17 protein-coding genes, 1 other RNA gene and 2 other annotated features are annotated in these 23621 nt (G+C 38.1%); of the genes, 16 read left to right on the top strand and 2 right to left on the bottom strand.

Translation table 11 applies throughout. The annotated features are described in order from the left end of the window. The first annotated feature begins 13 nt into the window (after positions 1–13). The 4 genes from recJ (at position 14) to dtd (ending at position 5622) form a co-directional block, all read left to right on the top strand. A complete protein-coding gene (gene recJ / locus ACIQYS_RS00555) occupies positions 14–2368 on the top strand; it encodes a single-stranded-DNA-specific exonuclease RecJ (protein WP_402973269.1) in 2355 nt (784 codons plus the stop codon). Then, positions 2359–2871, top strand: coding sequence for an adenine phosphoribosyltransferase (locus ACIQYS_RS00550; RefSeq protein WP_402973266.1), 513 nt, complete (start codon positions 2359–2361; stop codon positions 2869–2871). Before recJ ends, ACIQYS_RS00550 begins: the two co-directional genes overlap by 10 nt. A gap of 108 nt (positions 2872–2979) precedes the next feature. After that, a complete protein-coding gene (locus tag ACIQYS_RS00545; protein WP_402973263.1) occupies positions 2980–5169 on the top strand; it encodes a RelA/SpoT family protein in 2190 nt (729 codons plus the stop codon). 15 nt (positions 5170–5184) lie between these two features. Next, entirely contained in the window at positions 5185–5622 is a 438-nt protein-coding gene (dtd, locus tag ACIQYS_RS00540) for a D-aminoacyl-tRNA deacylase (RefSeq protein WP_402973260.1), read from the top strand. 109 nt (positions 5623–5731) lie between these two features. Here the strand turns inward: dtd and ACIQYS_RS00535 are convergent, their stop codons facing one another. Then, the gene (locus ACIQYS_RS00535; protein WP_402973257.1) at positions 5732–7267 is read right to left on the bottom strand and encodes an N-acetylmuramoyl-L-alanine amidase family protein; all 1536 of its coding nucleotides are present in this window, start codon (positions 7265–7267) and stop codon (positions 5732–5734) included. 113 nt (positions 7268–7380) lie between these two features. Then, positions 7381–7615, top strand: a binding site (T-box leader). A gap of 52 nt (positions 7616–7667) precedes the next feature. On the opposite strand from ACIQYS_RS00535, the gene hisS reads away from it, so the two are divergent. The 5 genes from hisS to ACIQYS_RS00510 all read left to right on the top strand — a co-directional run bounded on the left by hisS (position 7668) and on the right by ACIQYS_RS00510 (position 12361). Next, positions 7668–8963, top strand: coding sequence for a histidine--tRNA ligase (gene hisS, locus ACIQYS_RS00530; protein WP_402973255.1), 1296 nt, complete (start codon positions 7668–7670; stop codon positions 8961–8963). Then, entirely contained in the window at positions 8960–10726 is a 1767-nt protein-coding gene (gene aspS, locus ACIQYS_RS00525; protein WP_402973252.1) for an aspartate--tRNA ligase, read from the top strand. The genes hisS and aspS overlap by 4 nt, the downstream gene beginning before the upstream one ends. Positions 10727–10838: 112 nt before the next feature. After that, positions 10839–11027: non-coding RNA, 6S RNA (ssrS, locus tag ACIQYS_RS00520), on the top strand. A 310-nt stretch (positions 11028–11337) separates the two neighbouring features. Continuing rightward, on the top strand, positions 11338–12099 hold the full coding sequence (locus ACIQYS_RS00515) for a tRNA threonylcarbamoyladenosine dehydratase (RefSeq protein WP_402973249.1): 762 nt from the start codon (positions 11338–11340) through the stop codon (positions 12097–12099). Positions 12100–12166: 67 nt separating this feature from the next. Beyond that, positions 12167–12361 (top strand): hypothetical protein, encoded by a 195-nt coding sequence (locus tag ACIQYS_RS00510; RefSeq protein WP_402973246.1) that lies wholly within the window; start codon positions 12167–12169, stop codon positions 12359–12361. Between the two features lie 365 nt (positions 12362–12726). Here the strand turns inward: ACIQYS_RS00510 and ACIQYS_RS00505 are convergent, their stop codons facing one another. Further along, positions 12727–14013, bottom strand: a complete 1287-nt coding sequence (locus ACIQYS_RS00505; protein WP_402973243.1) for a replication-associated recombination protein A — start codon at positions 14011–14013, stop codon at positions 12727–12729. Positions 14014–14149: 136 nt separating this feature from the next. Here ACIQYS_RS00505 and cymR point away from each other — a divergent pair, with 136 nt between their 5' ends. The 7 genes from cymR to ACIQYS_RS00470 all read left to right on the top strand — a co-directional run bounded on the left by cymR (position 14150) and on the right by ACIQYS_RS00470 (position 23621). After that, the gene (cymR, locus tag ACIQYS_RS00500; protein WP_402973240.1) at positions 14150–14572 is read left to right on the top strand and encodes a cysteine metabolism transcriptional regulator CymR; all 423 of its coding nucleotides are present in this window, start codon (positions 14150–14152) and stop codon (positions 14570–14572) included. A 12-nt stretch (positions 14573–14584) separates the two neighbouring features. Continuing rightward, positions 14585–15718, top strand: coding sequence for a cysteine desulfurase family protein (locus ACIQYS_RS00495; protein WP_402973237.1), 1134 nt, complete (start codon positions 14585–14587; stop codon positions 15716–15718). Between the two features lie 19 nt (positions 15719–15737). Further along, complete coding sequence (gene mnmA / locus ACIQYS_RS00490) at positions 15738–16850, top strand: tRNA 2-thiouridine(34) synthase MnmA (RefSeq protein WP_402973234.1); 1113 nt, start codon at positions 15738–15740, stop codon at positions 16848–16850. Positions 16851–16864: 14 nt separating this feature from the next. Beyond that, a complete protein-coding gene (locus tag ACIQYS_RS00485; protein WP_402973231.1) occupies positions 16865–17521 on the top strand; it encodes a tetratricopeptide repeat protein in 657 nt (218 codons plus the stop codon). Between the two features lie 30 nt (positions 17522–17551). Then, positions 17552–19957 carry an SF1B family DNA helicase RecD2 gene (gene recD2, locus ACIQYS_RS00480; RefSeq protein WP_402973228.1) on the top strand — a complete coding sequence of 802 codons (2406 nt, stop codon included), beginning with the start codon at positions 17552–17554 and terminating at the stop codon, positions 19955–19957. 36 nt (positions 19958–19993) lie between these two features. Beyond that, positions 19994–20207, top strand: a binding site (T-box leader). 225 nt (positions 20208–20432) lie between these two features. Continuing rightward, entirely contained in the window at positions 20433–23066 is a 2634-nt protein-coding gene (gene alaS, locus ACIQYS_RS00475) for an alanine--tRNA ligase (protein WP_402973225.1), read from the top strand. A 288-nt stretch (positions 23067–23354) separates the two neighbouring features. Further along, positions 23355–23621 (top strand): IreB family regulatory phosphoprotein, encoded by a 267-nt coding sequence (locus tag ACIQYS_RS00470; protein WP_093266172.1) that lies wholly within the window; start codon positions 23355–23357, stop codon positions 23619–23621.

The following is a 23621-nucleotide window of genomic DNA, read 5'->3' as shown; positions in this document are numbered from 1 at the left end:
AGGAAGTGAGTACATGATTCAATCTCAAAAAAAGTGGAGTATTTCTAGACCAGATGAGCAGCTAGTATCTAGACTAGAACAGGAACTTTCAATCCCGAGTGTATGTGCGAAAGTGTTAGTATCCAGAGGTTTTGAAAGTGTGGAAGATGCAAAAGAGTTTTTATATATAACGGAAGAACAAATACATAATCCATTCCTACTAAATGGAATGGATGTACTAGTAGACCGTGTTCATCAAGCAATAGATGCAGGTGAGCGCATTATGATATATGGCGATTATGACGCGGACGGCATTACGAGTACGTCAATCATGATGAAAACATTGGAGTCACTGGGCGCAAATGTATTGTTTAAAATTCCAAATCGATTTATCGATGGTTATGGTCCTAGTGAACGATTATTTCAAGAAGCATTTGATGAAGGGGTCACTTTAATAATTACAGTAGATAATGGCATTTCCGGACATGCAGCCATTCAATTTGCAAAAGATTTAGGAATGGATGTTATCGTAACCGATCACCACGAACCAGGGGAGACATTACCTGAAGCAGATATCATTATTCACCCTGGATTACCTGACACTACGTATCCGTTTCCTCATTTGGCTGGTGTTGGGGTTGCTTTTAAAGTTGCACATGCGCTAATTGGAGAAATACCGAAAGAGTACTACTACTTAGCAGCAATAGGAACAATTGCGGATTTGGTTTCATTGACAGGAGAAAATCGCTATTTTGTCCAACAAGGTATAAAACAAATGCAAAGAACTAATTCTATAGCGATAGAAGCGCTCGCAAATATAAGTGGAGTAGAACTGTCCGCGATCAATGAAGAAACAGTTGGATTTATGTTTGGTCCACGCATCAATGCGATAGGACGACTAGGCGAGGCGGCACCCGGTGTTGAACTATTTTTAACAGAAGAGCCGAATTATGCATTATCGATTGCCAATATGTTAAATGAAAAAAATAAAGAACGACAAGCAATCGTTAAGCAAATTACAGATGAAGCGATTGAAATGATCGAGCAAACAGCTACTGTACAGGGTCCTAGTGTAATCGTCGTTGGTAAAAAAGATTGGAATCCAGGCGTACTAGGAATTGTTGCTTCTAAACTAGTGGAAAAATATTACCGACCTGCGATTGTTCTTGGTTTTGATGAAGAAAAGCAAATCGCAAAAGGGTCTGCTCGTAGCATTGAAGGATTCCATATGTATAAAGAAATTGCGAAAAATAACGACATCGTACCACATTTCGGAGGGCATCCAATGGCTGCTGGTATGACATTGCCGTTAGAACATGTAGAAACGTTCCGAAACCGATTAAATGAACAAGCTAAAATAGCTTTAACGGAAGAGCAATTAGTTCCGATCATTTCAATTGATGTCCCACTCGAAATGGATGAAATTTCAACGGAATCTATTGAATCGCTTCAACAACTTGCTCCATTTGGAATGGATTTTGCAAAACCTGTCTATTGCATAGAAAATGTAGAGGTGTCAGCTGTACGTAAAATTGGATCTGCGCAAAATCATGTGAAAATGGAACTGAAACAGGGAGCAACGTTATTAGATGCGATTGGATTTGGTAAAGGAGAGCTAGCAGATGAAATTGCACCAGCTACAAAACTTTCATTTATTGGCGATTTACAAATTAATGAATGGAACGGACGGAAAAAGCCGCAACTGATGATTCAAGACGCAAAAACAAATGAATGGCAGCTTTTTGATATTCGTGGAATCCGTCAAGTGAACCGCTGGCTACCGATGATTCCAGTTGAACAAACTGTTTTTGTAGCGTTCCATGAACAGACAATTGCACATTTTAGATCGATAATTCCGAAAGATATATGGCAAGTCGCAGAATTGATGGAGCAACAAGTGCACGCTGATTTTGTGACTATATTAGATTTGCCTTCTGATGAAAAAGAGCTCATTCAATTATTAGATTACCAACAGTGGCAAAGGGTTTATGCTCATTTCTATGCAGATGAATCTACGTATTTTGAAGGATTACCGACGAGAGATCAGTTTAAGTGGTACTTCTCCTTTTTAGCAAAGCGCAAAACATTTGCATTAAAACAGCATATACATGAATTATCGAAACACACAGGTTGGAGCCAAAAAACAATTAATTTTATGTCAAAGGTGTTTTTTGAGCTTAATTTTGTTAGAATAGAGGGTGGGTCGTTGGTTATGAATGATGATCTTGCTAAACAAGATTTATCAAAAGCACCAACGTATCAACAGCGTGCAAATGAAATTGAGCTTGAACAGAAGCTATTATATGCGCCATACATTGAACTGAAACAATGGTTTGAAGAGCGAAGAGCAGTGCAAACCGTTCCTGAGGAGGAGCAAAAATGGATTTAAAGCAATATGTAACAACGGTTGAAGATTGGCCAAAACCTGGTATTAGTTTTAAGGATATTACGACAATTATGGACAATGGGGAAGCGTATAAGTATGCTACGGACCAAATTGTAGAATATGCGAAGAAAGTAAATGCTGATATTATAGTTGGACCGGAAGCACGTGGATTTATCATCGGATGTCCCGTTGCTTATTCACTTGGAATAGGCTTTGCTCCAGTACGTAAAGAAGGGAAGCTCCCGCGAGAAGTAATTCGTGCTGAATATGGGCTAGAGTATGGAAAAGATATTCTTACAATGCATAAAGATGCAGTTAAACCCGGACAACGTGTACTAATTGTCGATGACTTACTAGCAACTGGTGGTACTATAGATGCGACGATTCAGTTAGTAGAAGAATTGGGCGGAGTCGTAGTAGGTTGTGCTTTCTTAATCGAACTTACGTATTTGGAAGGGCGAAAAAAGCTAAAAGATTACGATATTTGTACATTAATGCAGTACTAAATAAGGGGCGGACTTTACAAGTCCCTCTTTTTTTTTATAAAATATAACCTATATACAATTTTAGAAAAAGAAATTTTAGAAATATAAACGAAATCAGGTGAGCTCAGCATGGCAAAAGATCAAGTGAAGACAGCAGAAGATGTTTTTGATACACTTTCCACTTATATGAACGAAGAGCATGTGAATTTTGTAAAAAAAGCATACGAACTTGCAGAGCATGCACATCGAGAACAGTTCCGTAATTCTGGTGAACCGTATATTTTACATCCAATCCAAGTAGCCGGGATCTTAGCTGATCTTCAGATGGATCCAGAAACCGTTGCAGCTGGTTTTTTACATGATGTGGTAGAAGATACCGAATATACACGAGAAGATATTGTTGGAGAGTTCAATGAAGAAGTTGCGCTTCTAGTAGATGGCGTCACAAAACTTGGTAAGATAAAATATATGTCTAAAGAAGAACAACAAGCAGAGAATCATCGTAAAATGTTCATCGCCATGGCTCAAGATATTCGAATAATCCTTATAAAGCTTGCGGACCGTTTACATAATATGCGCACGTTAAAACATTTGCCAGAAGCAAAACAGCGTCGTATTTCCAATGAAACATTAGAAATTTTTGCACCATTAGCGCATCGACTAGGGATTTCTGCAGTGAAGTGGGAGTTAGAAGATACGGCATTACGTTACTTAAATCCACAACAATATTATCGTATCGTAAACTTCATGAAGAAAAAACGTACGGAGCGTGAATCCTACTTAAAAGATGTAATGAACGATATTCGTAAGCAACTGGATGAGATGGAAGTAGTTGCAGATGTATCAGGCAGACCAAAACATATCTATAGTATTTATCGTAAAATGGTTGTCCAAAACAAACAGTTCAATGAAATTTACGATTTACTCGCAATGCGAATTATTGTTAAAAGTATTAAAGATTGTTATGCCGTTTTAGGTGTTATTCATACATTGTGGAAACCGATGCCTGGACGATTTAAAGATTATATTGCAATGCCGAAGCAAAATATGTACCAATCTCTCCATACTACCGTCATTGGACCTAATGGAGATCCACTAGAAGTACAGATTCGTACAGAAGAAATGCATAATATTGCAGAATACGGAGTTGCAGCTCACTGGGCATATAAAGAAGGACGAAAAGTAGAAGCAAATAAACAGACTGTTGATTCTAAATTGACGTGGTTTAGAGAAATTCTTGAATTTCAACAAGAATCGTCGAACGCAGAAGAATTTATGGAGTCATTAAAATTCGATCTATTTTCCGATATGGTATATGTATTTACACCAAAAGGGGACGTTGTCGAGCTTCCCGCTGGTTCCGTACCGATTGATTTTGCATATCGAGTGCATTCCGAAGTTGGAAATAAAACAATTGGTACGAAAGTAAATGGTAAAATGGTGCCGCTCGATACAAAGTTAAAAACAGGCGATATTATCGAAGTGTTAACTTCCAAGCAATCATTTGGACCTAGCAAAGATTGGCTGAAAATTGCGCAATCCTCCCAAGCAAAAAATAAAATCAAACAGTTCTTTAAAAAACAACTGCGAGATGAAAATATTTTGAAAGGGAAAGAACAAGTAGAAAAAGAAATAAAAGCGCAAGAATTCGAAGTAAAAGAAGTATTAACCTCCGAAAATATTAAACGTGTTTGCGAGAAATATGCTTTTGCAGGGGAAGAAGATCTATACGCGGCAGTAGGCTTCAATGGTATAACCGCACAACAGGTTGTAAACCGTTTAGCTGAAAAAATGCGCAAAATTCGGGATCAAGAAGAAGCGCTCGAAAAAATTACCGAAATGAAAGCACCTACTATTAAAAAAACGACAGAATCTGGTGTTATCGTAAAAGGGATCGAGAATCTACTTATTCGTCTTTCTCGTTGTTGCAGTCCTGTCCCAGGAGATGAAATTGTAGGGTTCATCACAAAAGGTAGAGGTGTGTCTGTTCACCGTGCAGATTGTCCAAACGTACAAAATGACGATGCGCACGCTAGAATCATTGAAGTCGAGTGGGAACAATCAGACATACCGATGAAAAAAGATTATCAAGTAGATATCGAAGTTTCCGGGTTTGATCGCCCAGGGTTTTTAAATGAAGTATTACAAGTTGTCAATGAATCGAAAACGATAATTGCAGCTGTAAACGGCAAAATAGACAATGACATTGCCAATATCCATTTAACTATTTTAATCTCCAATATTTCACATTTACACAAAGTAGCGGAACGGATTAAACAGTTACCAGATGTCTATTCCGTTCAACGGATTATTAACTAAAGGAGTTACCGTATTATGAAAGTATTGCTTCAACGTTGTCGAAATGCCAGTGTCACAGTAGATGGACAAGTGACTGGAAAAATTGATCATGGGTATGTATTATTAGTTGGCATTACATCAACAGATAGTGATAAAGAAATAAATTATTTAGTAGATAAAATTGCGGGCTTGCGATTATTCGAAGACGATGAAGGAAAGATGAATCATTCCATCCAAGAAGTAGAGGGTTCCATTCTTTCCGTTTCCCAGTTTACATTATATGCGGATACGCGAAAAGGTAGAAGACCGAGTTTTATAGAAGCAGCTCGTCCGGAAATAGCGAAACCATTATGGGAATTATTTAATACGAAGCTTCGCGATAAGGGATTCACCGTGGAAACAGGCGTTTTTGGAGCAATGATGGATGTAACATTCACAAACGATGGCCCTGTTACGATTATGTTAGAAGCTTAAATAAATATAGGGCACTTCTTGTTTTATTTTAAACAGGAAGTGCCCTTTTTATTTAGGTATAAGAAATTTTGTGTGCGATGAACCTAGTGTTTCTGGTATTGCATTTATTTTAATCTAACTGGTTATCAAAATAGTTAATAATTCCATTATAAATACCGTGTGTTGCTTGTTCTCTAAATTGTCTAGTTGTGACATTCCGTTCTTCTGTTGGGTTACTTAAATATCCCAACTCTATTAAAATCGCATTTTGTTTATTTTCGCGTAGAACTAAATAATTTCCTGGTTGTGTCCCACGATCTTTAAGCGAAATCATATTACCAAGTCCAGCATGTACATACTCTGCTAGTTTCTTTTGATACCCGTGCATGTAATAAGTTGTATACCCTCTAACAGTACTATTTTCCACCGCATCGTAATGTAAGCTAATAAATGCATCTGCAGCTGCTTGATGCCCAATGGAAACACGTTTCCGTAGATCAACGTAGATATCTGATTCTCTCGTCATAATAACATTTGCACCAGCTGCTTGTAACTTAGAAGAAAGCAACTCTGCAGTTAACAATGTAATATCTTTTTCATCGGTTCCATGAGCTCCGGTAGTGCCACGATCATTACCACCATGACCAGCATCAATCACAATGGATAAGCCTTTCAACGTTCCTTTTTTTCTAGATTGCTTTTTTTCTTGTATTGGTAATTCTGTATTCACAATAGAATTGGATGACGACACAACCCAGCTTGCCACATATGCTATTGATTTGTTTTCTAAAACAACTTTATACCAGTCATTCACTTTGTCGGTTACTTCAAATGATTCCCCGGCGTCTACTCGCTTGACAACAGCACTATTTGTCGTACTGTCTGAACGTAAATTAGTTCCATTGTATAAAATAGTGATCCTGTCGGTCGAATTGGAAGATGACGTTGATTGCGATTCATTTGAAAATGTACCATAAAAGCTGTATAACCAACCGTTTTTTCCGTTATCCAATTGTACTTTTACCCAATTATGATCGGTTTCAAGTACTTCAAATTGTGTACCTTTTGTGACTTGTCCAATTTGTTTGGAGGAAAGATCCGATTTTGCACGAACATTTAATACATCGACGGATACAACAAATAATTTCTCCGAAGAATGAGTGTCGGAGCTCGTCTTTTTGTTCTCAGTTTGCTCGGCAATTGTAATATATGCTGTATTTACCCATCCTTTTCTACCTTGAAAATCAATTTCTATCCATTCACCTTCTGATTTGTACGCAGGTGTTTGATCTCCTTTGTTAAGCTGACCGATAACGGCAGAGGAAGTAGATGGTTCTGTTCGAACATTTAACCGGTTTGCTTTGGAAACGATTTGTTTATTTGTCATTTCGATCGCTTCACTTGATGTATACCAACTGGCAACCCAACCAGTTGTGGTTCCATATTTAATCTGGAGCCAATCATTTTCTTTGTCGATCACAACTAGTTGGTCATTTCGTGTGACTGCCCCAATTGTATCGTATGTAAGTCCTGGGCCTGATCGAACTTTTAACGAAGAAACATTTACAGTTACCTCGTTTTCCTGTGCGTCTACTGGAAATGTTGGAATTAGTAGAATGACGGCAAGGAAGAGAATTGTTGTTTTTTGCATTATTTTATCTTTCATTGAATCACTCCCACTACCATTGTAAATATTCTGATATAAAATTTCTACCTTTTCTTCAAAAGGGTTGACTTATTTCCATTACGTCATTAAGATAAAGTATAATAAAAAACTAAAACAAACCGATGACCGAAAAAGTAGCTGTTTCAAACGGATGGCAAGAGAAGGAAAGACGTGGCTGAAATCTTTCCTACAGACGAACCCAGCGAACAACATTCGAGAGGATTTTTGTCGAAAAGGATTTCTTAGTAGGCAAAAACGGAGCTGGCCGTTATCCAGAGTTGAGAGGGTCAGTTTTTTTGACCAACTAGGGTGGAACCGCGGAAGCTTATATTAGCTCTCGTCCCTTGCTATATGCAAGGGATGAGAGCTTTTTTATATGTAATAGAAGGAGGCCATAGCCATGGATATTAAAGTACCAAGAGGAACGCAAGACATATTACCATCGGAAACAGGGAAGTGGCAAGTTGTAGAAGAGTTAATAAGAGAAACTTGTCGAATGTATCAATATAAAGAAATAAGAACACCAATTTTCGAGCACACGGAGCTATTTACAAGAAGTGTTGGAGATACTACGGATATTGTACAAAAAGAAATGTATACGTTCCAAGATCGTGGAGAACGTTCGCTTACCCTTCGTCCTGAAGGTACAGCATCTGCAGTGCGTGCATTTGTAGAACATAAAATGTTTGGATATCCAGACCAACCGGTGAAATTGTATTATATGGGACCAATGTTCCGCTATGAACGTCAACAAGCAGGACGCTATCGTCAATTTGTCCAATTTGGAATTGAAGCAATTGGTAGTGCAGATCCGGCGATTGACGCAGAAGTAATTTCGCTTGCGATGTCTGTGTATCAAAAAGCAGGGTTGAAAAAACTGAAGCTCGTTATTAATTCGCTTGGTGATACGGAAAGTCGCGTGGCACATAAAGAAGCGTTAGTAAATCATTTTGAACCGCATATTGCAGAATTTTGTTCGGATTGTCAAAATAGATTGCAAAAAAATCCACTTCGTATTTTAGATTGCAAAGTAGATCGAAATAATCCGTTAATGGCAACTGCTCCTTCTTTAACCGATTATTTAAATGAAGAATCTGCTGCCTATTTTGAAAAGGTAAAAGAATATCTCAGCTTACTGAATATTCCTTACGAAGTAGATCCTAATTTAGTTCGTGGACTTGATTATTATAATCACACTGCTTTTGAAATTATGAGTGCGGCGGAAGGTTTTGGCGCAATTACGACACTTGCAGGTGGTGGTAGATATAACGGGCTAGTAGAAGAGCTTGGTGGACCTGCTTCACCTGGTATTGGATTTGCGATGAGTATTGAACGGTTACTTCTTGCAGTGGAAGCAGAGAACAATCAATGGGCAGATCTTTCTTCATTAGATGTATATGTAATTGGTATGGGGGAAGCGGCAAAGAAAAAAGCAGTAGAGCTTACGTATGAACTACGCAACAACGAGATTACGGCGGAAATGGATTATTTAGATCGTAAAATAAAAACACAAATGAAATCCGCAGATCGTCTAAAAGCAAAATTTGTGCTCGTCATCGGGGATGATGAACTTGAAAAACAAAGTGCGATGTTAAAAGACTTAGCAACAGGTGAGCAACAGCTTGTCCCTTTTAGCACATTGATCGAACAAATAAAAAAGAGTATGACAACACAAGTGGAGGCAAAAGAACAATGAACAGAACACATACAAGTGGACAGTTAAATGAACAGCATATTGGAGAATCCATTCAGCTAATCGGATGGGTACAAAAACGAAGAGACTTAGGTGGATTAATATTTGTAGATGTTCGCGATCGTTCGGGACTTGTGCAAGTTGTCTTTAATCCAGAAGTTTCGGAAACAGCAATCCAAGTTGCAGAAAAACTTCGCAATGAATACATTATTCAAGTAAATGGGACAGTAATTGCACGTGCAGAAAACCAAGTAAATCCAAATATTGCTTCTGGTGCAATTGAAGTGCATGCAACAGAAGTAGCAATTATTAATGAGGCAAAAACGCCACCATTTACGATTGAAAACCAAACAGATGCTGGGGAAGATGTTCGATTAAAATATCGTTATTTAGATTTAAGAAGACCGGTTATGTATGACACATTCAAAATGCGTTCAGATATTACAAAAACGGTTAGACGCTTCTTAGATGATGAAGGTTTTTTAGAAGTAGAAACACCAATTTTAACAAAATCTACACCAGAAGGAGCGCGTGACTATTTAGTACCAAGTCGTGTGCATAGTGGAGAGTTTTATGCATTACCACAATCACCTCAATTGTTTAAGCAATTGTTAATGGTAGGTGGATTTGAACGTTATTATCAAATTGCAAGATGTTTCCGTGATGAAGATTTACGTGCAGACCGTCAGCCTGAATTTACACAAATCGATATGGAGATGAGTTTCTTATCGATGGATGAAATTTTAGAGATGAATGAGCGTTTGATGAAAAAAGTCATGAAAGATGTAAAAGGTATTGATGTGACAATTCCTTTTGCACGCATGGATTATGATGAAGCGATGGCACGTTATGGATCGGATAAACCAGATGTACGATTTGGTTTAGAGTTAGTAGATTTATCGGAAATTGTAAAAGATAGCGCATTTAAAGTGTTTACTGCAGCAGTAGAATCAGGTGGTCAAGTAAAAGCGATTAACGTCAAAGGAGCAGCAGCTAATTATTCCCGCAAAGATATCGATGCGTTAGGTGAATTTGCAGGGGTATACGGTGCTAAAGGTCTTGCGTGGTTAAAAGTGGACGAAGAGGGGCTAAAAGGACCGATCGCCAAGTTTTTCGAAGGGGAAGCAGCAACTAGCTTAATCCAAACATTAGCAGCAGAAGCAGGAGATTTATTATTATTTGTTGCCGATAAAAAATCAGTTGTAGCGGATGCTTTAGGAGCTCTACGTTTAAAATTAGGAAAAGATCTAGACTTAATCGATGAAAATCATTTTGAATTTTTATGGGTTGTGAACTGGCCATTATTTGAATACGATGAAAAAGATGGTCGTTACAAAGCAGCACATCATCCGTTCACACGACCATTTGATGAAGATCTACCACTAATGGATACTGATCCGAGTAAAGTGCGTGCACAAGCATATGACTTAGTGTTAAATGGATATGAGCTTGGTGGAGGATCTTTACGTATTTATTCAAGAGAAGTCCAGGAGAAAATGTTTAAAGTGCTTGGATTCTCAGAGGAAGAGGCTACAGAACAATTTGGTTTCTTAATGGAAGCTTTTGAATATGGAACTCCTCCACATGGCGGCGTGGCATTTGGTTTAGACCGTATCGTTATGTTACTATCTGGTAGTACAAACTTACGAGATACTATTGCTTTCCCGAAAACAGCAAGTGCTAGTGATTTATTAACGCAAGCACCAAGTCCGGTAGCACAAGCGCAACTAGAAGAGTTAAGTTTAAAACTAAGTAACAAACAATGAGTTCATGTAGAAATAAGTAAAAAGTCATAAAGTGGAACGTTCAGAATAGTCGGTAAATATCACGATAAAATGATTGATGTTTCAGAAATCGTATGCTATTATACAAGTAATACGAATCCTGATGTGTTCGCAACATGCAATCAGTTTTGACCGAACAATTTCTATCGTCGGGAGTCTAACTTTTATTATGAATGACATGCCCTTTCATAAGGGACGTCAAAATTAATAAAGAGGACACCCACCTGCTGAGTGCGGGTTCAAAACGATAAGCTTTTATATTGTCGGCACGATTGGGATTCGTCCTAGATTACTAATGTCCCTCTAGCAATTGTTGCTGGAGGGTTTTTGTTGGGATTAACTTGACTCACAGATGTTTTTTTGCGACGAGCTTGTACAGGAGCAAATAATAACTGCTGAGTCAAGTTAAGCCTCCGGAGGATGTCACAAATTTTGTGAGGAGTATTAGATGATGTTAGCCTAAAATCGTCGCATCCATGCGACAACGGCTAACTGACCTGCATCACGCAGGCCTAAGCGCAATTCAAAATTTGGACGCAATTACGCCGAGGCGTAATTGATTCGTACTAATTTGATACAGATGGAGTGTTTATATGTTACATCAATTTTCAAGAAATGAATTATCAGTAGGAAAAGAAGGCGTAGATTTAATTAAAAATACAACAGTCGCTATTTTAGGTGTAGGCGGGGTTGGCTCCTTTGCAGCGGAAGCTTGTGCAAGAAGCGGCGTAGGTCGAATTATTTTAGTGGACAAAGATAATGTAGATATTACGAATATTAACCGCCAATTAGTAGCGTACATGTCAACAATCGGTCGTTCGAAATCAGAAGTGATGAAAGAACGAATTGCTGATATTAATCCAGACTGTGAAGTAATTGATATGCATATGTTTTATACAGAAGAAACGTATGAGCAATTTTTTGCAATGGATATAGATTATGTAATTGATGCGTCCGATACAATTATTTATAAAGTTCATTTGATGAAAGAATGTTTAAAACGTGGCATTAAAATTATTTCGAGCATGGGAGCAGCGAATAAAACAGATCCTACTCGTTTTCAAATTGCCGATATTTCCAAAACACATACAGATCCAATTGCGCGAGTTATTCGTACGAAATTACGTAAAGAAGATCATATTACAAGAGGAATTCCTGTTGTATTTTCGGATGAAAGTCCAATTGTTGTACGTGAGGATGTTGTAGGAACGGTGGGGAAACCAGATGCCGCTATTCGTAAGGCAAAAATGCCGCCATCTTCCAATGCTTTCGTTCCGTCTACGGTAGGGTTGATATGCGCCAGTTGGGTGATTAATGATATTACAAGAGAAATTCATATTAATCGAGTGAAGTAATTAGTTGCAGTTTTTTCCTTATCCCTTATACTAAAATTAAAACAATGAGGAATGCGAGGGATAGATAATGACAGAATCGACCAATCAAGAAGCACCTAAAAAGAAAATGACACTGCAAGAAGCTGTGAAACAAAAGCTAGAAGAAAAGAAAAACCAAGCGAATGGTGGCAAAGCACAAGCAAATGGGCCAGTTGCTAACCAAAAGGCAAAAAGCCAAATGACGAAGAAAGTAAGTAATACACGTCGTAAAATGGGTGTGTAATCGTTTACTACAAAAAAGCTCCGCATGAGAAACAACTCATGCGGAGCTTTTTTGATGGGAAGTTAGGTTAGTTGTATTAATCTCTGCTTTAGTTGTAAAGTGGAAGTGTTTAGTTGTAAAAAGTAATGATTTAGTTGTAAAAAGTACAAACTTAGTTGTAATCTCCAGTTTTATGGAAAAAAACTACAAGTTCAAACAAAAATCAGTGCTCTTAGATTAGATTTTTTGTTTTAGTACTCCGCACGTTACATAGGCGTACTCCCATAAGTATTAGAGGCATTTGGTCGAAACTTACTTTCTGCACAGAGACAAAATCTAATTATAAAAACCCCGATTAGCTATTCGAGCTAATCGGGGTGTTGGTATTATTTTTCTTTTTTAAACTTTTCCAAACGGTTATATATCGCAGCAAGCCTTTTTTCGTCGCCGGCTTCAACCGGCTCATAAAATCTTGTTCCGACTAAATTATCTGGTAAATATGTTTGGTTGACCCAACCGCCGAAAGTGCCAATTTTATGATCATGTGGATAGATATATCCTCCGTGCCCAAGCTCCGCTGCACCTGCGTAATGCGTATCCTTCAAATGGTTTGGTATATCTCCAGTTTTACCTGCATGAATGCTCGCAATTGCAGAATCTAGAGCTGAATATGCCGAATTTGATTTCTCTGATAAACACATAAGTACAACTGCATTCGCTAGAGGGATACGAGCTTCCGGTAGTCCAAGTCTTTCTGCTGACTGTATTGCAGCGAGTACTTGTGGGCCTACAGAAGGATTTGCTAGACCAATATCTTCATAACTCATAACGAGTAATCGTCTTGAAACCGCTACTAAATCTCCATTTTCAAGTAAATGGGCTAAATAATATAGCGCGGCATCTGTATCGCTTCCACGAACCGATTTTTGCAAAGCGGATAGTAAATTATAAAAGTGTGATCCTTTTTTATCACCAAAAACACCGACTCGGTCTACTAGACTTTGTAAAATCGAATCTTCGACTTTTGTCACACCATCTTCTTCAAAGCTTGCAAATACAGTCGATTCCAATAAAGTTAATGCTTTTCTTGCATCTCCATTTGCGGCATCTGCTATTTTTTTTCGTTGGTCTTCGGTAATGGCAATGGACATTTTCCCTAGGCCTTTTTCTTTATCAAGCAATGCTCTTTCTAAAAGCATATCCACATCTTCGGTTGTAAGTCGTTTTAATTGTTTTATTTCTCCACAACGTGATCGAATTGCCGGATTCACATCGTGAAATGGATTTTCGGTTGTAGCACCGATTAATATGATTGCCCCATTTTCTACATGGGGAAGCAGTGTGTCTTGTTGTAATTTATTAAAACGATGGATTTCATCTAAAAATAAAATAACTTTCCCACTAATCCGTGCATCTGCTACAACTTCTTCTACATCCTTTTTACCTGCTTTTGTTGCATTCAATGCGATAAACGGTAATTTTGTCGTTCCTGCAACAGCAAAAGCAAGTGAAGTTTTGCCGACACCAGGATCTCCATACAAAAGCATAGAAGGGACGTGCCCGTTTTTAATCATTTTATATAAGGCAGTATCTTTTCCTATAACATGCTTCTGCCCTGCAATTTCATCTATCGTTTGAGGTCTCATTCGATATGCTAAAGGTTCGTTGCTCAAAACAATCTCTCCTTATTCAAACATCTGTTCTTTAATTATAGCGAAGTTTCGAGGAAAAGTCATTTTGAATTCGTTCCAGCCCTTCGATATGCTATACTAATAAAAGTATTTTTTAAATTTAATGAGGTGGAATATATTGAAATTTTCAACAAAAGGACGCTATGGTTTAACGATTATCGTCGCTTTAGGAAAACAGTACGGTGAGGGACCAATTGCGCTTAGACAAATAGCAGCGGAACATAATTTATCAGAGGCGTATTTAGAACAAATCGTTTCTCCCCTGCGAAATGCTGGGCTTGTTAAAAGTGTTCGAGGTGCATACGGAGGATATATGCTATCGAGTAAGCCGAGCGAGATCACTGCAGGAGATGTCATTCGCGTTTTGGAAGGACCAATTCAAATAGTAGAAGGTATTGAAGAGGAAGAACCACCACAACGCGAATTATGGATGCGTATACGAGACGCAGTAAAAAATGTGCTAGATACAACTACAATTGAAGATTTAGCAAAATATACAGAAGATAATCCAGACGATGCTGGATATATGTTTTATATTTAAGGAGTCCTATACATGACTAGAATCTATTTAGATCATGCCGCAACTACACCAATGGCAGAAGAAGTGATCAAAACATTTACAGCCGAAATAAACGAAGAATTTGGAAATGCATCTAGCATTCATCAAACAGGAAGAAATGCAAGGAAAAAACTAGACCAATCACGAATCATTTTTGCAGAAAGTATTGGTGCTCATGAAACGGAAATTACGATAACAAGTGGTGGAACGGAAGCGGATAATTACGCTATTTTTGGTACTGCTAATGCTAGAAAAAATGAAGGAAAGCATATTATAACGTCGCAAATTGAACATCACGCAGTATTGCATGCTTGTGAGCAATTAGAACGTGAAGGATTTGACGTGACGTATTTACCGGTAAATAAAGAAGGGATTATCGATATCAATGACTTGAAAAATTCTCTACGAGACGATACTATTTTAGTTTCTGTTATGTATGCGAATAATGAAGTCGGTGCAATTCAACCAATTCAAGCAATTGGAGAATTATTAAAAGATCATCCTGCTTATTTCCATACAGATGCAGTACAAGCATACGGTAGTATTGAAATAGATGTGAATGTTTTACATGTTGATTTGTTAAGTGTGTCAAGTCATAAGATCAACGGACCAAAGGGGATCGGATTTTTATATGGGCGAAAAGGTCTTAAGTTGAAGCCACTATTTTATGGTGGACAACAAGAGCGCAAAAGACGTGCAGGAACCGAAAATATTCCGGCAGTAGTTGCTTTTGCGAAAGCAGTCGAACTTAAACAAGCTAACATCCAAGAAAGCTCTACTGATTATGTTCAATTGAAACAAGCTTTCTCGCACCAGTTAGAAAGTAATGGCGTTCCGTTCACGGTTAACGGACCAAAAGAAAATGTACTGCCACATGTGTTAAATATTAGCATTCCCAAAACAGACGTAGAAACGTTTTTAGTGCAACTGGATTTAGCTGGAATCGATGCGTCGAGTGGTTCTGCATGTACTGCTGGTTCAATCGATCCTTCTCATGTACTAGTTGCTATGTATGGGGAAAATACACCGGAACTTCGAAATTCTGTACGCTTTAGTTTTGGGATAAATAATACAGAGCAGCAAGTGATAGAAGCTGCAAATAAAATAAGTAAAATTATTCTAGGATAATTGAAATGAGTGAATTAAAGTGAAAAAAATAGAAGATACACGTGTAGTGATCGGAATGTCAGGCGGCGTGGATTCATCCGTTGCAGCTTACCTATTGAAAGAACAAGGATATGATGTCATCGGTATTTTTATGAAAAATTGGGATGATACAGATGAATTTGGTGTATGTACCGCGACAGACGACTATGAAGATGTTATAAAAGTGTGCAACCAAATTGGTATTCCGTACTATGCAGTGAATTTTGAAAAACAATATTGGGATAAAGTGTTTACGTATTTCTTAGAAGAATATAAAGCTGGAAGAACACCAAATCCAGATGTTATGTGTAATAAAGAAATCAAATTCAAAGCATTTTTAGAGCATGCATTAGCATTAGGTGCCGACTATTTAGCAACTGGGCACTATGCACAAGTTGAAGTAAGAGATGGACAATCTCGCATGTTGCGTGGGAAAGATAACAACAAAGATCAAACGTATTTCTTAAACCAATTAAACCAAGAGCAATTAGAAAAAGTCATGTTTCCAATAGGGCATTTAGAAAAGAAAAAAGTCCGAGAAATTGCATTAGAGCAAGGTTTAGCAACTGCTACGAAAAAAGATTCTACCGGTATCTGTTTTATCGGAGAAAGAAACTTTAAAGAATTTTTAGGTCAATATTTACCTGCTCAAAAAGGTGTAATGGAAACGATGGATGGCAAACAAATGGGTCATCATGACGGGTTGATGTACTATACTATTGGACAGCGTCATGGTCTTGGCATTGGTGGTTCGGGAGACCCTTGGTTCGTTATTGGAAAAGATCTAGAACGAAATGTTTTATTAGTAGGTCAAAATATTAATAATGATGCATTATTTTCTACTAGTTTAACAGCGACTAATCTATCTTTCACAACGACGTCCGAAAAACCAAAATCATTTGCTTGCACAGCAAAATTCCGTTACCGTCAAGAAGATGTAGGCGTTCATGTAGAGCTTCTTTCAGAAGACAAAGTACTGGTAACATTTGAAAAACCAGTCCGTGCAATTACACCGGGACAAGCAGTTGTTTTTTATCAAGGTGACGAATGTCTTGGTGGAGCAACGATCGATGAAGTGTTCAAAGATGGATTGAAATTGGACTACGTCGGGTAATGGGAGGTATTATAATGAATTACAATGAATTAGGCATTCAAGCGATACAAGAAGAAAATTATGAAAGAGCAGTAGAATTATTTACGAAGGCGATTGAAGAAAATCCGGATGAAGCCATTGGCTATATTAACTTTGGGAATCTGCTCGCTTCCATGAATGAAAATGACCGTGCGGAACGATTTTTTCTAAAAGCAATTACACTAGATGGACACGCGGCAACTGCATATTATAGTCTAGCAAATTTATACTATAATGCTGACCGTTTCGAGGAAGCTGCAAAGCTTTATGAAAAAGCGATTGCTAATGGAATTGAAGGGGCAGATGCATTTTTTATGCTAGGGAAAAGCTTTGAAAAAGAAGGACATACAAAGCTTTCATTGCCATATTTACAACGTGCTTATGAACTAGCATCCACAGATATGCAAATTGTACTATCCTATGGTATTGCGTTAGCAAGTATGGAAATGTTTGAACAAGCGGAACCTATTTTCAAAGAAATTTTAGCACTAGATGCAGAAAATGCAGATGCACATTATAATTTAGGTGTATTATATGCGGTTTCTACAACGGATACAGAGACTGCTCTACATCATTTGAAAGAAGCATTTACAATCCAACCAACTTATGATCAAGCACGTTATGTGTACGACATGATTTCGTTACGCAATTAATGGAACAGAGTAAACCACGGAGGCGATAGTATGACAAACGAAATGAACAAGGAAAAACAGTTTATATCGGGTCGTCCTATCGTCTCTATTTTTCATAATCCCCAAAACTTATTTTCCATCATCAAATTAAAAATAAAATCTACGAATACTACATATACCGATAAAGAAATAATTGTGACTGGCTATTTCCCTTCACTCGTGTTAGAAGAAGCATATAAATTTACTGGATTTATTAAAAATCATCCGAAATACGGTGTACAGTTCCAAGTGGAAACTTTTCAAAAAGAAGTGCCTGCAACGGAGCAAGGAATTGTCCATTATTTGTCGAGTGATATGTTCCCAGGTATTGGACGCAAAACCGCCGAAACAATTGTGAAAAAGCTTGGACCTAATGCAATCAATAAAATATTGGACGACCCAGAAGCATTAGATGCCATTCCAAGACTCGCAGAAGAGAAAAAACAAACGCTACGAGCCGTTTTAGAACAAAATTTAGGTTTAGAAAAAGTAATGATCCAACTCAATGAATGGGGTTTTGGACCTCAAATTGCGATGAAAATATATCAAGCATACCGAGAAGAAACGATTACCGTATTAACGAAAAATCCATTTCGATTAATCGAAGAAGTGGAAGGGGTCGGATTTGTACGTGCAGATGAACTTGGTTATAAATTAGGTATTAAAGGAAATCATCCAGATCGTATTAAAGCGGCAATTTATCATTTATTACAAACTGCTTCTTTAAGTGAAGGACATGTCTTTTTATATGCGGAGCAGTTGCTAGAATCGGTTAAAAAACTATTGGAAACCGCCCAAAGAGATGATATACCGTTTGACTCCATTACGAAATGTTGTATTGAACTCGCGGAAGAAAGCCGAATTGTTGGGGAAGTCAATCGTTTTTATATTCCATCGCTCTATTACTCAGAAGTAGGAATAGGCAGTAAAATTGAAACATTGCTTGGTGAAAATGATTCGCATCATAAATTTCCACTAGCAGAGATGAAAAAACATTTAGGTGGCATTGAAGAACGGTTAGGTGTGCAATATGCCACTACCCAAGTAAAGGCGATTGAAACGGCATTGAACGCTAGTATGACCTTACTTACAGGTGGACCTGGTACAGGGAAGACGACGGTAGTTCGAGGAATAGTAGAACTATATGCGGAGCTTCATGGGATTTCGCTCGATCCAAAAGAATGGGCAAAAGACAAAAAGCCATTCCCTGTTGTTTTAGCTGCTCCAACCGGTAGGGCAGCAAAACGGTTAAGTGAGTCAACGGGATTACCTGCCATGACTATTCACCGGCTTCTAGGATTTACAGGTCAAGAAGACGACGATGTGGAAGGAAAAGAGATTGAAGGGAAATTAGTCATTATTGACGAAACTTCCATGCTAGATACTTGGCTAGGACATCAGTTATTAAAAGCAATTCCTAAAGATGCGCAAGTTATTTTCGTAGGTGACCAAGATCAGTTGCCTCCAGTTGGGCCAGGTCAAGTATTAAAAGATTTGCTTGCCTCTAAACGAATTCCGACAGTAGAGCTTAAAGATATTTATCGCCAATCAGAAGGATCTTCTATCATTGAATTAGCCCATGATATGAAAGGCGGAACAGTTCCGCAAACTTTGTTGGACAAAACAAGGGATCGTTCGTTTATTAAAGCTTCGACAGATCAAATACCAATTGTAGTGGAAAAAGTATTGAAAAGTGCTTTATCCAAAGGACATTCCATTCGTGATATACAAGTGTTAGCTCCGATGTATAGAGGACCAGCTGGGATTGATGCGTTAAATAAAATGATCCAAGAAATGGTCAATCCAAATCCAGATGGGAAACGTAAAGAAATGATTTTTGGAGAAACAATTTATCGGATCGGAGATAAAGTGCTCCAACTCGTCAACCAGCCAGAAAGCAATGTGTTCAATGGTGACATGGGAGAAGTAGTGAGTATTTTTAAAGCTGCTGAAACAGTAGAAAAGAAAGAAATGCTCGTCGTTTCATTTGATGGTACGGAAGTGACATACGAAAAAAATGATTTAAACCAAATAACATTAGCATATTGCTGTTCCGTACATAAATCGCAAGGAAGTGAATTTCAAACGGTTATTATGCCAGTGACGAGAAGTTATATGAAAATGCTACGTCGAAACCTATTGTATACAGGAATTACGAGAGCTAAAAATTTCTTGATATTATGTGGGGATCCGGAAGTATTTAAGTATGGAGTTGAGCGGACGGATGACTTACAGCGTCTAACTACGCTAAAAGATCGATTGGCTGGAAGTGAAGATCAACCGATTAAGGAAGATGCTCCTTCTGAAGAAATCGTAGTAGACACTACTTTTCTAACAGCGGATAACTATCATTCGATTGATCCATTAATCGGCATGAAAGGAATTACACCTTATCAATTTTTGGATGTTGACAATTGACATTGGGACAATTGTTTTCTATAATCAATTGCATATAACAAAATGTTGACGGAGACAGTACTATTGTTACCTGACTAGAGAGGGATTCCACGGCTGGAAGAATCCTCAGAATCTAACAATTAGGAAAGCTACTCTTGAGTGCAGTTAAAACCTGCCGTTAGCCGCGTTAAGGCTTCTTGAGAGACATATTTGGCAAAAAGCTAATATGTAACTAGGGTGGTACCGCGAAATAATAGCTTTCGTCCCTTTTTGGGATGAGGGCTTTTTTTATGCTTAAGGAAATTATAGAAGCTATGGAATGGGATAATCTTCTACAAGTGATCCCCGTCCAGACTCCAGCGCCTTGCCCCTCGGGGTCAAATGTGAAAAAGCTGTGGTGGCTGTGGAGCTGCCTCCTCGCTTTTCCCCAATGCCTGTCGGGGCAAACATAGGCGCTTGCGCTTTTGTTATTTCTACAAAATGAGGAGGAATTAGGATGAAACAATTAACAGGTGCTCAAATTAGACAAATGTATTTAGACTTCTTTATCGAAAAAGGACATACGCAAGAACCATCTGCCCCACTAGTGCCGATTAATGATCCATCTTTGCTTTGGATTAATAGTGGAGTTGCAACATTGAAAAAATATTTTGATGGTCGTGTCGTGCCTGAAAATCCAAGAATTACGAACGCACAAAAATCGATTCGAACAAATGATATTGAAAATGTAGGGAAAACAGCTAGACATCATACATTCTTTGAAATGTTAGGGAACTTCTCTATCGGTGAATACTTCAAAAAAGAAGCAATTGAGTGGGCTTGGGAATTCTTGACGGATGAAAAATGGATGGCATTTGAGCCAGAAAAATTATCCATTACGATTCACCCAGAAGATGAAGAAGCATATAGTATTTGGAGAAACGAAATCGGTATTCCAGAAGAAAGAATTATTCGTTTGGAAGGTAACTTCTGGGATATAGGAGAAGGTCCAAGTGGTCCGAACTCCGAGATTTTTTATGACAGAGGGGAAAGCTACGGAAATGATGAAAATGATCCGGAGTTATATCCAGGTGGAGAAAACGAACGTTATCTAGAAATTTGGAACTTGGTATTCTCGGAATTCAATCATAATCCAGACCACACATACACTCCGCTACCAAAACAAAATATTGATACTGGTATGGGACTAGAGCGTATGACAAGTGTGGTCCAAGATGTTCCAACAAACTTTGATACAGATTTGTTCATCCCAATTATTCGCCAAACGGAAAACATTTCGGGGAAAACGTATCGTGCAAATGATGAAGATGATACTGCATTTAAAGTAATTGCAGACCATGTTCGTACAGTCGCTTTCGCAATTGGCGATGGAGCACTTCCATCCAATGAGGGCAGAGGATACGTACTTAGAAGATTACTTCGACGCGCGGTACGTTTTGCAAAACAACTTGGCATTGACAAACCATTTTTACATGAACTTGTTCCGGTTGTAGGAGAAATTATGCAAGACTTTTACCCAGAAGTTACGGCAAAACAAGACTTTATCATGCGTGTGATTAAAACAGAAGAAGAACGATTTCATGAGACACTTCATGACGGCTTAGCCATTTTAGAAAAAGTAATCGAAGAGCAACGTACAAAAGGGGAATCATTCATCCCGGGAACGACTACGTTTACTTTATATGACACGTATGGCTTCCCAATTGAATTAACGGAAGAATACGCAGAAGAAGCAAATATGACAGTAGATCACTCAGGCTTCCAAACAGAGATGGAGGCACAACGTTCTCGTGCTCGAGCAGCTCGTCAAAATGTCGATTCGATGCAAGTCCAATCGGAAGTATATAGCAATCTCCATGATGAAAGTGAATTTGTCGGTTATGACACATTAACGGTAACAACCAAAATAACATCCATTATTCTTGGACAAGCATTAGTGAACTCCGCTAGTGAAGGTGATGAAGTAAAAGTTATCTTAACGCAAACTCCTTTCTATGCAGAAAGTGGTGGTCAAATTGCCGATCATGGAACAATTGAAAATGAGTCTTTTAGAGGATATGTAAAAGACGTACAAAAAGCACCAAATGGTCAAAACTTGCATACGGTAGTAATTGAATCAGGTGAACTTGGCACGGATACTACGGTTACTGCGAGTGTAGATACATCCTTACGTGGTCATACGATTAAAAATCACTCTGCAACACATTTATTACATCAAGCACTAAAAGACGTTTTAGGAACCCATGTAAACCAAGCAGGATCTTATGTTGGTCCGGATCGTCTGCGTTTTGACTTTTCTCATTTTGGACAAGTAACCAAAGAAGAGCTTGAGAAAATTGAGCGTATAGTGAATGAAAAAGTGTGGGATAATATCCCGGTAGTTACTGGATACCATAATATAGATGAAGCGAAAAAAATGGGTGCAATGGCATTATTTGGTGAAAAATACGGTGATATCGTCCGCGTTGTACAAATGGGTTCATTCTCCTTAGAGCTTTGTGGAGGTGTTCATGTACGAAATACTTCTGAAATCGGATTCTTTAAAATTCTATCAGAAAGTGGAATTGGAGCAGGTACACGACGTATAGAAGCAGTTACGGGTAAAGGTGCTTTTGAGGTTGTCAAAGAGGAAGAACATGTACTATCAGAAGCAGCAAACTTATTGAAAGCTCAACCAAAGGATTTTGTTTCTAAAGTTGCGCAGACATTAGTAGAATTAAAAAATGCACAAAAAGAAAATGAATCGCTTTCTGCAAAAATCGCAAATAGTCAAGCAGCATCCGTATTATCTTCTGCGCAAACGATAAACGGTATTACTGTATTATCCGTAAAAGTTGAAGCAAAAGACAATAACCAACTACGTCAAATGATGGATGATTTAAAGCAAAAACTCGATAAAGCGGTCATCGTACTTGGAGCAATTGATGGGGAAAAGGTAATGATTTCTGCAGGAGTGACAAAAGATTTAGTTGGCGGGAACTATCATGCAGGTAACATCGTCAAACTAGTAGCAGAACAATGTGGTGGTAAAGGTGGAGGACGCCCTGACTTCGCAATGGCTGGAGCAAGAGACGGTAGCAAACTTGAGACGGCATTAAATTCTGTTTACGAATATATAAAATCTATCTAACTATATTCAACAGGGGTCAAAAGCCCCTGTTGAATGTATCTAGCCTCCGGCGGATGTTATAAATTGTTATTGAGCAAAGCTAGATAAAAAATTTCGGCACATTATTTTCGGCGACAGGCATGCGCGGAAGCAACGTGTTTACTACGGAACTGAACAAAGAGAAACAGAAGTGATTTCTGCTAAGGCGTATTTGATATGTTGGTATATTTGATACTATTTCCAATTTCGGTTATACTGAACATTAGATATGTAAAGTTGCCTACTAAAATCGAAAGCGAGGTGCTGATCATGAGTTCATTTGATAAGACGATGAAATTTAATTTTCCTGAAGAATCGATGGAACAGGAAGTCAAACATGTGATGCTACAAGTACACTCTGCACTAGAAGAAAAAGGGTATAATTCTATCAATCAAATTGTAGGCTATCTACTATCTGGTGATCCAGCTTATATTCCTCGCCATCAAGATGCGCGTAATATGATTCGAAAACTAGAACGTGACGAGATTTTAGAGGAATTAGTAAAATTTTATATTAAAAGAAACAATGAGGCTTAA

It is taken from the genome of Psychrobacillus sp. NPDC096426, assembly GCF_044762745.1.
In the GTDB taxonomy this organism is placed as follows: domain Bacteria; phylum Bacillota; class Bacilli; order Bacillales_A; family Planococcaceae; genus Psychrobacillus.
Note: the sequence above shows the minus strand (reverse complement) of the source record. Positions and strands in the feature narration are given on the sequence as shown.